The sequence below is a fragment of the Peribacillus sp. NPDC097225 genome (assembly GCF_044761955.1).
In the GTDB taxonomy this organism is placed as follows: domain Bacteria; phylum Bacillota; class Bacilli; order Bacillales; family DSM-1321; genus Peribacillus.
Map to the genome: position 1 here is coordinate 149,398 of NZ_JBIWDJ010000005.1, position 12,995 is coordinate 162,392.

9 protein-coding genes, 1 pseudogene and 1 riboswitch are annotated in these 12,995 nt (G+C 44.5%); of the genes and pseudogenes, 7 read left to right on the forward strand and 3 right to left on the reverse strand.

The features are described 5' to 3' along the window. Positions 1-292: 292 nt before the first annotated feature. Positions 293-1,618, forward strand: a complete 1,326-nt coding sequence (locus tag ACIQXH_RS15730) for an aminotransferase family protein (protein WP_403124493.1) — start codon at positions 293-295, stop codon at positions 1,616-1,618. A 180-nt stretch (positions 1,619-1,798) separates the two neighbouring features. Here ACIQXH_RS15730 and ACIQXH_RS15735 read toward each other — a convergent pair whose 3' ends face one another. Beyond that, the gene (locus ACIQXH_RS15735) at positions 1,799-3,841 is read right to left on the reverse strand and encodes a molybdopterin oxidoreductase family protein (protein ID WP_403124496.1); all 2,043 of its coding nucleotides are present in this window, start codon (positions 3,839-3,841) and stop codon (positions 1,799-1,801) included. 175 nt (positions 3,842-4,016) lie between these two features. Here ACIQXH_RS15735 and putP point away from each other — a divergent pair, with 175 nt between their 5' ends. The 4 genes from putP to megL all read left to right on the forward strand — a co-directional run bounded on the left by putP (position 4,017) and on the right by megL (position 9,546). After that, the gene (gene putP / locus ACIQXH_RS15740) at positions 4,017-5,489 is read left to right on the forward strand and encodes a sodium/proline symporter PutP (RefSeq protein WP_403124498.1); all 1,473 of its coding nucleotides are present in this window, start codon (positions 4,017-4,019) and stop codon (positions 5,487-5,489) included. A 154-nt stretch (positions 5,490-5,643) separates the two neighbouring features. Next, positions 5,644-6,918 carry an ATP-binding protein gene (locus ACIQXH_RS15745; protein WP_403124501.1) on the forward strand — a complete coding sequence of 425 codons (1,275 nt, stop codon included), beginning with the start codon at positions 5,644-5,646 and terminating at the stop codon, positions 6,916-6,918. A gap of 51 nt (positions 6,919-6,969) precedes the next feature. Further along, a complete protein-coding gene (locus ACIQXH_RS15750) occupies positions 6,970-8,106 on the forward strand; it encodes a DEAD/DEAH box helicase (protein ID WP_402871896.1) in 1,137 nt (378 codons plus the stop codon). A gap of 264 nt (positions 8,107-8,370) precedes the next feature. Then, the gene (gene megL / locus ACIQXH_RS15755; RefSeq protein WP_403124504.1) at positions 8,371-9,546 is read left to right on the forward strand and encodes a methionine gamma-lyase; all 1,176 of its coding nucleotides are present in this window, start codon (positions 8,371-8,373) and stop codon (positions 9,544-9,546) included. Between the two features lie 26 nt (positions 9,547-9,572). Here the strand turns inward: megL and ACIQXH_RS15760 are convergent, their stop codons facing one another. Together ACIQXH_RS15760 and ACIQXH_RS15765 are read right to left on the reverse strand one after the other, a co-directional pair. Further along, the gene (locus ACIQXH_RS15760; RefSeq protein ID WP_403124507.1) at positions 9,573-10,301 is read right to left on the reverse strand and encodes a tryptophan-rich sensory protein; all 729 of its coding nucleotides are present in this window, start codon (positions 10,299-10,301) and stop codon (positions 9,573-9,575) included. A gap of 223 nt (positions 10,302-10,524) precedes the next feature. Next, positions 10,525-11,115, reverse strand: a complete 591-nt coding sequence (locus tag ACIQXH_RS15765) for a GNAT family N-acetyltransferase (RefSeq protein WP_402871885.1) — start codon at positions 11,113-11,115, stop codon at positions 10,525-10,527. A 287-nt stretch (positions 11,116-11,402) separates the two neighbouring features. Continuing rightward, positions 11,403-11,533, forward strand: a riboswitch (FMN riboswitch). Positions 11,534-11,681: 148 nt separating this feature from the next. On the opposite strand from ACIQXH_RS15765, the gene ribE reads away from it, so the two are divergent. Both ribE and ribB read left to right on the forward strand, forming a co-directional pair. Continuing rightward, the gene (ribE, locus tag ACIQXH_RS15770; RefSeq protein WP_403124510.1) at positions 11,682-12,320 is read left to right on the forward strand and encodes a riboflavin synthase; all 639 of its coding nucleotides are present in this window, start codon (positions 11,682-11,684) and stop codon (positions 12,318-12,320) included. A gap of 18 nt (positions 12,321-12,338) precedes the next feature. Then, positions 12,339-12,941: pseudogene (ribB, locus tag ACIQXH_RS15775) on the forward strand (3,4-dihydroxy-2-butanone-4-phosphate synthase); the annotation flags it as partial. Between the last annotated feature and the right edge of the window lie 54 nt (positions 12,942-12,995).

Here is a 12,995-nt window from a genome sequence, read left to right on the forward strand (position 1 = left end):
AGCTAGTTTTTTTTGCTCGTATCCCCGCCTTTTAGTGGGTCCCGGTATGCAGGTCTTCATGGCATGTAGCGATATCCTGGCTAAAGATTTTCGAAGTTTATGGGATAAAAAAAATACAAGAATAATACAATGTTAAATGAAATATTTCAGAAAATTAACTAGATAGAGAGGTTGACTTATCTCCTGATTATTTCCTGAATGGTTATGTTAGAACACAGTACCTCGGCATGCATCTTGTTAGCAGAATACATATCTCTGTATTAAAAATATCAGTAGAGAAGGGTGTTTCTACATGGTGAAAGAAAAGACGGATATTCAGCAATTGATTGATTGGGATAAAAAGCATTTTATCCATCCGACAACAGCGATCGAACAACAGCAGCAAGATGGACCGAGTTTCATTTTTACCGAGGGTAAGGGGATTTACCTAACGGACATCATGGGCAGGACGGTTATCGATGGGATGTCTTCCCTTTGGAATGTGAATATCGGGCATGGGCAGGACGAAATTGCCAAAGTGGCGAAGGAACAGATGGAGAAATTGGCGTTCACCTCTAATTTTGCCACCTTCAGTAATGAACCAGCCATTCGGTTGGCTGCCAAAATCGCTTCCATCGCACCCGGAAATTTGAATGCCGTGTTCTTTACGTCCGGAGGGTCGGAATCGAGTGATACGGCGATCAAGCTTGCGCGTCACTATTGGATCTTAAAAGGCCAGCCCAACCGGCAAAAAATCATTTCCCGTTCGAAGTCCTATCACGGGGTGGCGATGGGAGCGACTAGTGCCACGGGATTGAAGCCTTTCCGCGACTTCACGAATTCCCTTGCGCCGGATTTCTATTATGTGGATGGTTCCTCCATTGAGGAATTGCGCAAGACCATTGTACAGGAAGGACCGGAAACTATCGCTGCTTTCATAACGGAACCGATACAAGGGGCTGGTGGCGTGAATATGCCTCCTGAAGGCTACTTCAAGGAAGTCAGGGAGATTTGTGATGAGTACGGCATTTTGTTGGTGACGGACGAAGTCATTACCGGTTTTGGCAGAACGGGTGCGTATTTCGGAATCGAGCACTTCGGGGTCATACCAGACATGATGTGCTTTGCCAAAGGCGTGACTAGTGGATATGCCCAATTGGGCGGTGTTGTCCTGAATGATAGGATGTATCAGGATTTCATAGCCCTTTCTAAAGGGACGCTTTTACATGGCTACACGTACAGTGGCCACCCGATGGCTTGTGCCGTTGCGTTGAAAAATATCGAAATCATTGAACGGGAAAACTTAATTGAAAACTCGAAACAACGTGGAGTGGAATTGCTTGCAGGCTTTAAAATGCTTCAAGCTAAACACCCCATAATCGGGGATGTAAGGGCACTTGGACTTATTGGTGGCATATCGATCGTCAAAGACAAACAAACGGGGGAAAAATTCGAAACCCCTTTGGCTCCACGGATCGTTTCGGAGGCCGCTAAAAATGGTTTAATCTGCCGATCTGTTACATTCGATCAAGATACGCTCGTGTTTGCACCACCTTTGATCATCACTAAAGAAGAGGTTGAAAAGTTAATGGAAATCTTGGACGATACATTTGCGGCTATCGAAAAAGAAGGTATATAAGACGTGAAGATGATGGCATTCTAAACAAGAGGGTGGTTCGGATGCCACGAAAAAGGCTGCTTCCCCAGAGGGAACAGCCTTTTTTTGTGGAGCGAATGAATCCAGAATTTGAGTCAATATATTACAAGAATCGAGGATATTTCCCGGGAAACGAGTGAATGCGAGAAATAAAATCATCATTTACACTGCTTTTTCCACATCAACACGGCCGGAAAAGAAGACGGCACCATTTCCCATATCGGAGAGCCGGTCTGGCGTGAGGGCATTGATATGCTGCTTTCTGCCAGGTGTATTTGGCCATATGCCTTGGCTGACTAGGACACCGGCCAGGACATTTTCTCCTATGACGGCTTTTAATACACATTCGCCTCGTGCATTCCAGATACGGACCATATCGCCGTCTGTTATCCCTCGTTTTACTGCGTCTTCCGTATTCATATGCAGTTTTGGTTCTTTTTCCATCGATATATGTTTCTCGTTATTGGAAAAAGTCGAATTCAGGAAATTATGGTTCGGCGCCGGTATGAATAAGAACGGCAGGTCGCTGTCTTTCGCGATGGGTGTATAGGTAGGCAATGGTTCGTACCCATGCTGTTTCATCCGTTCGGAATAGAGTTCGATTTTGCCGCTCGGTGTCGGCAGTTTCCCTGGGAAGAGTGGTCGCATCTCGGCTTTTACAAACTGATGTTCAGAAAGAGCTTCATAGTTGATGTTTCCTAAATAAGGATTCTCGGGGAAGTCGAGTGCTTGACGGATCATGTCTTCCTCAGAGTCTTGAAAAGCTTGGTCCTCGAATCCCATGTTAGCAGCCAACAGCTTGAACAATTCCACATTTGATTTGGACTCTCCATATTTCTCCATGACTGGCTTTTGAATTTGTATGTAATTATGCCAGTAGGAAGTATAAAAATCCTCCGTTTCATAGGATGAAGAGGCGGGAAGGACCAGATCGGCATACTGCGCCGTTTCAGTTAAGAATAAATCATGGACGACCGTGAATAGGTCTTCTTGCATAAGTCCTTCCTTAACCTTGTTTGCATTGGGAGCGACAAGGGCAGGATTGGAGCTGTATACAAATAAGGAACGAATCGGGTTCTCCTTATCTAAAAGGGCTTCTCCGATTTGATTCATGTTGACGATGCGAGTAGTCTTGTTTCGCAAAAGCTCAGGGCGTTGTAAGGCATCTTTGTTAAATGCCAAATAACCGGAGTTCCCTTTCATCGCCCCACCGCCTTTAACAAGCCACTGTCCGGTAAGGGCGGGAAGGCAGGCGATGGTCCTTACAGCCATTCCGCCGTTATCGTGATGTTGCAGGCCATTACCGATTCGAACGAATGATGGTTTGGTCTGTCCATACATCCGGGCTAATGTATAAAGGTCTTCGATTGGAACGCCCGTGATCGTGGAGACGGTCGCCGGGTCATATTGGCGGACATGCTCACGCAATTCGTCAGAACCGACCGTATAGGCGTCTAGGAAAGGCTGATCGACCATATTTTCGGCATATAAAATATGCATGATGCCAAGGGCAAGTGCACTATCCGTACCAGGCAGGATGGGGATGAACCAATCAGCCCACTTCCCGGTCTGGTTTTTATGGACGTCGATCACCACAACCTTGGCGCCATTTTTCCGGGCCTGCTGGGCAATTGTCACTTGGTGCATATTGGTACTCACGGCATTAATCCCCCACATGATGAAAAGCTTTGTGTCTATCGTTTCCTCCGGATCGATTCCGAACGAACCGCCCATGGTATAACTGTAGCCGACCGAACCGGCAGAGTTACAAATGGAACGCTCCAGCCTACTTGCCCCAAGTTTGTGGAAGAAGCGACGATCCATGCCTTCAGCACTGAGGTTTCCCATGTTTCCATAAAAACTGTAGGGGAGGATGCATTCCGGTCCATGCTGGTCTATCAAGGCCTTCCATTTTGACGTGATCATCCCGATCGCTTCGTCCCAACTAATGGGGGCGAATTGCCCTTTTCCTTTTGGACCGATTCGCATAAGCGGTTGCGAAAGACGATGCGGATCATATAGACGGGCTGTCATATTCCGGACCTTGTTGCAGATATTTCCCTTTGTGACCGGGTGTTTGGGATCCCCCTGGACTTTCACGATTTTTCCGTCTTTTTTGTGAAGGAGTAAACCGCATTGATCGGGGCAATCAAGTGAGCAAACCGATGGGAAGATTCCATCCTGTTGTTTGAAATAGGGTTGCATGACTTTGTCCTCCTTGTTTTTTGGAACGCTTTTTTGAATAGTCTATTAATTGTATATTTTAATATATTGGGTATTAGAAAGAACTACTTAACTTATGTTTTTTTTTCTGATAAGCTTATTTTAATAAAATGAGCCTTCTCTATCGAAAGGTTCGTAAGTAATGGAGGAAGAATTTTTGGAATATGGAGCAATCGTTTCAATTGTCATATACATGGCAGGTATGCTGTTAATCGGGTACCTTGCTTATCGAAGGACCGCTAACCTGACGGATTACATGCTCGGAGGAAGAAACTTGGGTCCGGCTGTAACCGCTTTAAGTGCCGGTGCTTCCGACATGAGCGGATGGTTGCTGATGGGCCTTCCTGGAGCCATGTACTTGAATGGCTTAAGTGCCGGGTGGATCGTCATCGGTCTGTCAGTAGGCGCTTATCTAAACTGGTTATTCGTGGCGCCAAGGCTTCGTACATATACGGAGATCGCGAATAATTCTATTACTATACCAGACTATTTGGGGAATCGGTTTAAAGATAGCTCCCGAATTTTAAAAGTGGTATCGGCTTTAGTCATTTTAATCTTTTTTACTTTCTACACCTCTTCCGGTATGGTAGCAGGCGGGGAGCTTTTCCGGACGGCCTTTAACCTGGATTACCGATATGGAATCTGGCTGACGGCAAGTGTCGTCATTCTTTACACGTTATTCGGTGGCTTCCTTGCCGTGAGTTGGACGGATTTTGTTCAAGGAACCATCATGTTCATTGCCTTAATTCTAGTACCTGTCGTCACCATTGTAAATATAGGAGGCTGGACTCCAACATTTACGGAAATAAAATCAATTGATCCGACCCTTTTGCATGCGTTTGAAGGAATGTCGACGATTGGGATCATTTCGTTGCTGGCATGGGGACTTGGTTATTTTGGCCAACCGCATATCATCGTCCGATTCATGGCGATATCTTCCGTGAAAGAATTGAAAAGTGCCCGTCGAATCGGTATGGGCTGGATGGTGTTCGCCATTGTAGGTGCCATGTTCACTGGATTGGTCGGGATTTCTTACTTTAGCAAGGCGAATGCGCCTTTGGGGGAAGCGAATGCAGAATCAGTATTCATCCTCCTTTCTAAAGAGTTGTTCCCGTCTCTAATTACGGGATTCTTGCTGGCGGCGATTCTATCCGCAGTCATGAGCACGATCGCTTCTCAATTATTGGTGTCGGCAAGTGCGTTGACGGATGACTTCTATAAACAGTTCGTTCGTCCAAATGCTTCCGATAAGGAATTAGTGCTGGTTGGACGGTTGGGCGTATTGGCGATATCCGTGATTGCCCTTGTTTTGGCGTTCAACCCGAGCGGGACCATTTTAAAATTGGTTGGGTATGCTTGGGCAGGTTTCGGCTCGGCATTCGGACCGGTCATATTACTGAGCCTTTTCTGGAGAAGAATGACAAAATGGGGAGCCCTGGCTGGAATGATCATCGGTACGGTAACCGTGATCGTATGGGAATCCATCGACAAGTTCGCGGAAGTCTACGAAATCATACCTGGCTTTATCGCAGGTACGCTTGCCGTCGTGATTTTCAGTATGTTATCGGCGAAACCTTCTAAAGAAATAGACGAAGATTTTGATCAGGCTGTTAAAAACCTAACTAAATAGAATGCGCTGTTCAATTGAATGGATGGCACTCTCTTTTCAATCATTAGCAAAAATATGGTACAATAGCTGTAAAGTCCTTATGTGTAGTGCATGAGGACTTTTTTTTGAGTGAGTTGGGAATAATAAGCCAAAAAATAAATATAAAGGATACGCGATGAACCATTCACATAAAATTGCAGGTAAAGTAGCTATTATATATATGATCATTGGGGCCTTATGGATTTTTGTTACCGATTACATCTCGATGTCCCGCGCAAAAGAGAATGTTCACACCTATGCGATGTTCCAGCATTCGAAGGGGTGGATCTATATATTCATAACCGGGATCATTCTCTATGTCATCATCCGGTATTGGACAGGGAAAATGTTGCGGTCCCAACAGGAATTCAACTTGAAGGATGAGCAGTATCAATCCTTGTTTAAGCACAATCCAGATAGTGTTCTACAATTGGATCTTGAAGGCAGGATCATGTCGGTTAATCCAAAAGCCGAAAAGTTCCTCGGGGTCCGAGGTGAGGCATTAAAAGCAAAACAAGCGGGATACTTCATCGATTTGATCGAAAATGAAAAAGCATCTGATTATTTTATCAAGTCTTTGGAGGGAGAAGCTGTACACTTCGAAACGAATATCCAGAGGATGGATGACGAAAAGCGAATCATGCGTGTCACCTTTTTGCCCATCATTGTCCACAAGGAGTTACTTGGAATCTATGCCATCGTCCGGGACATTACCAAGGTCCGGCGTGAAGAGGAATTGATGGTCATGTCTGAAAAGCTCTCCGTCATCGGGCATCTCTCGGCAGCAGTGGCACATGAAATAAGAAATCCGTTAACATCATTAAAAGGGTTCGTGCAATTAATGGATATGTCCAAGGAAGTCGACCCGTTGCATACTGACATCATGTTAAAGGAAATTGAACGCATCAATATCATTTCGAGCGAGTTGCTCGTCCTTGGCAAGAAACAGGATGTCACCTTCCGTAAGCTGGACCTTGGGGATTGCCTGCATCAAGTGTATACACTCATGAAAGCTGAATCGAACCTGAACAATATTGAGATGGCCATTGAAGTGAAAGGGGCAGACCCCGTTTTAGTCATGGCCGATTCGATCGAGCTTAAACAGCTATTCATCAATCTCATCAAGAATGGCATCGAGGCTGTTGGTGAGAATGGAAAAATTGACATATCCCTGCAAATCATCGATGATCATGCTATAGTCATGGTCAGTGATAATGGGATCGGGATGGAGCCGGAGCGGTTGGAGCGAATTGGTGAACCGTTTTATTCGATAAAAGAAAAGGGAACGGGAATCGGGCTTACCATCTGTCAGAAAATTGTCCATCGATTGAATGGTGAGATGCGATTTGAAAGTGAGAAACATAAAGGGACGACGGTGACAATTCGGATTCCGTTGGCTACTACCCTATAACAAATGGTACTATAAAGGATATGAAAAGTTTTTTTATTAAAGGAGAACGATATGAGCGAATTACCTGTATTACTGAACGATAGAAAGCCATTTATCCAGGAAGTCTGGAAAAAGTCAGGCTTTGCACAACTTACGCCGGTACAAACGAAAACGATTCCTGTCATTGCACAAGGAAAAGACGTCATGGCCGAATCTCCAACGGGGACGGGAAAGACACTTGCTTATTTACTGCCATTGCTTGAAAAAATAGATCCTGAAAAAAAATCCCCCCAAGCTTTAATCTTGGCTTCATCACGGGAATTGGTGATGCAGATCAATGAAGAGATTCGGATTTGGTCGGAAGGTAGCGGTATTTCTGGAGCAGCCTTCATTGGTGGTGCCAATGTGAAGCGTCAGTTGGACAAACTGAAGAAGCATCCACAAGTGATTGCGGGAACACCAGGCCGTGTCTATGAATTGATTGCCCAAAAGAAGTTGAAGATGCATGAAGTGAAAACGATCGTACTCGATGAAGGAGATCAATTGATCATTCCCGAGCATATGCAAACAATCAACAATATTATCAAAACGACGCTTAAGGACCGCCAAATCATGGTGTTCTCGGCGACCCTTCCCGAAGAAACGGAAAAAGTGGCCCGAGGATTCATGAATGAACCAGAATTGATCAAGGTTGATAAAAGTGAAAAAATGGATTCGAAGGTCGATCATCTTTATTTTGTAGTCGAAAGACGCGAAAAGTCCAAAATCTTGGAGAAAATCACAAGATTGAAAGATGTGAAGGCATTGGCCTTTTTGAACGATATTGCCGAGCTTAGCGTGTTACATGAGAAGCTTAAGTTTAAAGGCATCGAAATGGGCGTACTTCACGGGGAGTCGAATAAAGTCGATCGTGAAAAAGCGTTGCGTAAGCTTCGTTCTGGAAAGTCACCGATGTTGATTGCAACCGATGTGGCGGCCCGTGGACTTGATATTAAAGGACTGACAGCCGTCGTTCATATTGATATGGCTGAAAACATTGACCAATATATTCATCGGTCTGGTAGAACGGGACGTGCCGGAGCGGATGGCACGGTCATCTCGATCGTGACGGAAAGAGAAGAGCGTGAGTTGAAGAAAATGGCTCGCGAACTTGAAATCCCCTTAACGAAAGTCACTTTCTATGGTGGGAATATCGTAGAAGAAGAATAGGCATGAAGAATGGAGATGGCCATGAAGGCTGTCTCTTTTTTTATGTTCTGTAGCGTAATCCGGCTATCCTCATTTGACGTTCCTATTTGATAGATTGCAAGCTTTTTAAAGGAAAACTGGCCGCTTCACAAGCTTTGTGGATGATTAACAAGGGCAACAGGACTGATCCTGTACGAATGCCCAGGCGACTTACATTGAAAACGCTTTCAAAATATGTTTTTTTAACATATGATAGATATAGCTATTTGGATAGGGGGAGTTAGAATGGGAGAGAAATATAAGCATATTGAAACAGCTGTGATTCATGAAGGATATGATTCGAAGGAGCATTTAGGAAGCTTGACCACACCTTTGTTTCAAACCTCGACATTTACGTTCGATACGGCCGAACAAGGGGAAAACCGGTTTGCTGGTTTAGAAGATGGATATATTTACTCGAGGCTGGGAAATCCGACGGTTCGGGTGCTGGAAGAGAAGATTGCGGCCTTGGAAGGCGGTGAAGCGGGACTTGCGTTCAGTTCAGGGATGGCTGCCGTGTCTGCGGTCCTTTTTGCTTTGACCAAAGCCGATGACCATATTGTTTGTTCAAAAGGGTTGTATGGATGTACTTTCGGCCTTCTTCAACTGATGGAGGAAAAATACCGAATCACCCACGATTTTTGCGATATGGAAACGGAGGACCAGCTAAGGAGCATGATCCGTCCGAATACGACCTGCATCTATGTTGAGACGCCGATTAATCCGACGATGAAAATGATCGATTTAGGATTGGTCATGAAAGTCGCCAAGGAGAATAATGTGCCTGTCGTGGTCGATAATACGTTTTCCACTCCATATTTACAGAAGCCACTGGAATTTGGATGTGATGTCGTCCTTCATAGTGCTACGAAGTATCTTTGTGGACATGGGGACGTTGTGGCCGGTCTGATTGTCGGAAAGAAGGAGTTTATCAATCAGGTGGCCATGACAACACAGAAGGATATCGGAGGGATTATTTCGCCATTTGATGCATGGTTGCTGTTGCGGGGATTAAAGACGTTGCCAGTCAGGATGGATCGTCACGCTTCTAATGCAACGGAGATCTTTCGCATGCTGAAACAGCATCAACGGGTTAAGGCCGTCTATTATCCAGGCGACGCAGAATCAGGGGATTATCGGATCATGGAAAAACAGATGAAATCCGGTGGAGGCATGATTTCCTTTGAACTGGAGGGGACAAAACAGGATGCCCAACGATTCCTCAATAACTTGAAGCTTATAAAAATCGCGGTCAGCCTAGGAGACGCTGAATCCTTGATCCAGCATCCCGCTACGATGACACACTCGTCCATCCCAAAAGAATCAAGAACGCAGATGGGCATCACCGACCAACTCATACGGCTCTCCGTCGGCCTAGAATCCTGGCATGACATCTGGTCTGACCTTGAACAGGCGTTTTAGGGGTCTGACCCCTTTTATTTCCTGAATTATTTCCTGAGGTTCCTGATCAGGACGGTTATGGATAGGATGAGGATGAGGGCGGCCAGGATATAGGATGTGGTGGTGATTGTCGGATGGGGCGTGCTGTTCCTTACGCCGATTCCGATGATGGCCCAGACGAAGACGAGTGGGTAGCACCAGTCCTTGTTTTTGATGGCAAAGAAGAATGCCAGAGCCGTGGCTACGAGTAAGAGGGCGATCGTCCATGCTACATCGGAAATCCCGAAACCATTCCAGCCGATATAGGTCAGATAGTAGGAAATGTTAGCAATGGTCGCGACGCTCACCCATCCTAGATAGACGGAAAAGGGCATCAAGTCGAGAAAGGCATGCCTCACTTTTATAATGTTTGTGTAAATGACAATCAAGGTCAATAAAAGTGTAATGATGATGATGACGGATAACAGGAAGTATTCGTAATGCCAAGCTAATAGCCAGGCTCCGTTAAATACACAGCTTAAGGCGAACCATGGGAAAGAGACCATATATGCGGGACTTGTTTGGTGTTTCCCCATAAACTGTCTGGCTACCCAGATGGCAAGAAGAAAATAAATCAATCCCCATATCGAGAATACATAGCCGGCTGGGGTAAAAAGAACGTCCAGTTTCCCGGAAACTTCTCCTGAGGTTTGGCCGTTGAAGGGAAGGTAATTAGCCAGGAAATTCATCGTGATGACGAATAGATAGGCAACAAGGTTGATAAGAACAATTAGCATGTGTCTTCCTCCTTTGAATGAAATTGGGACATATTATCTTATTCCTTTTAAATTGGAGAGATAACCTTTTTTAGCACATCGGAAGGAAGGATTCTTACTTGGTGGATAAAAGAAGGTATTCAAGATCTGTAAAGGGATAAAGGTACAACACGTCTAAAAAATAAGGACCTTGCTACTTTTATTGCAGCAAGGTCCTTTAAAGGTGTTTAATTAATTAGTGAAATTAGGATTTAGCGTTAACAACCGTTTCATCCTTTTTTTCGGGGGTTACATATTCTTCTTTTAATATGGAATAATAGGCGCTGTCTAATAATGTACCCTTCGTCATGTGGCTTTTACGGTGAATCCCTTCACACTTCATGCCTAAGCGATCCAATACTTTCCCGGATGCGGCATTTATCACATCACATTCAGCAAATACTCGCTCCAAATCCAAAACATTGAAGGCTAACTCCAGTATTGATTTTCCCGCTTCGGTCATATAGCCTTTACCCCAGAAATTCCGGTTTAAAGTATAACCCAGTTCTCCACATTTGTTCGATTCATGCACCCTGAATTCGATAGCCCCAATCATTTTGTTGTCTTCCTTTAACACGAGTGCATATTTGCCGATAGGCTCTTCCAAGAAATAGTTCGCTATGAAGTTCTTAGTCTGGTCCAAATCTTTATGTTTGTCGTAAAGGTAACGTGTCGTTTCTTCATCAGATGTATATTCATACATATCCTCAGCATCATCAAGCGAAACCGGACGTAAGATGATACGCTCACTTTCGATATGATTGTGCTGAACCATTAAAAGGTTTGTCTTTCCCATTTGAATTCCCCATTTATTCTTGATTTTCCAATTATTATATCATGATTTGTCACATTTATAAGAAAATAATGGAATCAAATTTTAGCATCTCTCTTGGATCGTGTATACGAGATTTGTATTATGGCAGGGATCCGTTGATATGTAAGCACCACGGCTATAGTCGCTTACATAGGATGGATTCCTCCCTTTTCTTATAGGATTTGCTTGCAACTATCGATTCATTTTAGGATAGATGTTTTACATCCGTACTTTAGAGTGTTAAAATAATGGAAGATTCAAAAAAATAGTTAGTCCTTCGGGGTCGGGTGAAAATCCCAACCGGCGGTGATGAAGCAATTCTAAGCCCGCGAGCCTGATAAAGGCAGGATTTGGTGAGAATCCAAAGCCGACAGTACAGTCTGGATGGGAGAAGGACGTGTGAAATCCAAGTGTATACGTACGCCTATTTTTTCAGAATATGAAATGATGGGTTTATTAGGTATACCATTTTTTTCACTCATTTCTCCTGCTAACTCCTTAGGCCATCCTAAGGGGTTTTTTATATGTGTATAAAAGGGGGAGAAACTATGTTTACCGGAATCATTGAGGAGATCGGCACGGTTCATTCCATGAAAAAGGGAAGAAGCAGCATGGAACTGGCCATTTCCTCTAAGAAAGTACTGGAAGATGTCCATCTTGGAGACAGCATTTCCGTTAGCGGGGTCTGTTTGACGGTGACTTCCTTCACACAGACTTTATTTACGGTCGATGTGATGCCTGAAACGGTGAAAGCTTCATCGATCCGGATATTGAAACCAGGTTCAGAAGTGAATCTTGAACGTGCGATGAGTGCTAATGGACGTTTCGGCGGCCATTTCGTTTCAGGTCATATTGATGGAACGGGCACCATCATGAAAAAAGAACGAAAAGAAAATGCCGTCTATTATGTGATCCAACTGGAAGAAGGGCTCAGTACATACTGTATGCCAAAAGGATCTGTTGCCATCGATGGGACAAGCTTGACGATATTCGGCATCGAGGGAAATTTGCTGACTGTATCACTCATTCCCTTGACCCATCAGGATACCATTTTGGGCAGGAAGGCGGCAGGCGATATCGTAAACATTGAAAACGACATGTTAGGGAAATATATCATACATCAAATGAAAAACAGCGAATCAAAACCAGGACTGGATTTAGCATTCTTGTCTAAGCATGGATTCTAATAAATGGAGGTGTACAGGATGTTCCATACCATTGAAGAAGCGATTGAAGATTTGAAAGCTGGGAAAGTAATCATCATTTCCGATGATGAAGACCGCGAAAATGAAGGGGATTTCGTGGTGCTTGCAGAAAAGGCGACACCCGAAGCCATTAACTTTATGGCGACGCATGGCCGTGGGTTGATTTGTACGACGATTACCGAACAGTTAGCGAAAAAGCTGAACTTGCATCCGATGGTCAATGATAACACCGATCATCATGGGACGGCCTTCACCGTAAGTATCGATCATAAAAGCACGTCTACCGGAATCAGTGCGTTCGAGCGGTCCATTACCATCCTTGAGCTTTTGAAGGAAGATTCGGTTGCCGAGGACTTTCAACGCCCGGGGCACACTTTTCCGTTGATAGCCAAGGCAGGGGGCGTGTTAAGCCGCACGGGACATACGGAAGCCTCCGTCGACTTGGCCAAGTTATGTGGGGCTGCTCCAGCAGGTGTCATTTGTGAAATCATGAATGAAGATGGAAGCATGGCACGTGTATCCGACTTGGAACTAATTGCGGATAAATTCAACCTGAAATTCATTACGATTGCGGACTTGGTACAATACCGTAAGCAAAAGGAATCATCGCAAGAACAGGTATACATTCAAAATGCATGATGTTTTTAAAATGAGGAG

Coding starts and splice junctions, on each gene's coding strand:
- ACIQXH_RS15760 (WP_403124507.1), bottom strand. CDS start 10,301: ATGCTAATTGTTCTTATCAACCTTGTTGCCTATCTATTCGTCATCACG.
- ACIQXH_RS15765 (WP_402871885.1), bottom strand. CDS start 11,115: ATGGGAAAGACAAACCTTTTAATGGTTCAGCACAATCATATCGAAAGT.
- ACIQXH_RS15730 (WP_403124493.1), top strand. CDS start 293: ATGGTGAAAGAAAAGACGGATATTCAGCAATTGATTGATTGGGATAAA.
- megL (WP_403124504.1), top strand. CDS start 8,371: ATGGGAGAGAAATATAAGCATATTGAAACAGCTGTGATTCATGAAGGA.
- ribE (WP_403124510.1), top strand. CDS start 11,682: ATGTTTACCGGAATCATTGAGGAGATCGGCACGGTTCATTCCATGAAA.
- ACIQXH_RS15750 (WP_402871896.1), top strand. CDS start 6,970: ATGAGCGAATTACCTGTATTACTGAACGATAGAAAGCCATTTATCCAG.
- ACIQXH_RS15745 (WP_403124501.1), top strand. CDS start 5,644: ATGAACCATTCACATAAAATTGCAGGTAAAGTAGCTATTATATATATG.
- ACIQXH_RS15735 (WP_403124496.1), bottom strand. CDS start 3,841: ATGCAACCCTATTTCAAACAACAGGATGGAATCTTCCCATCGGTTTGC.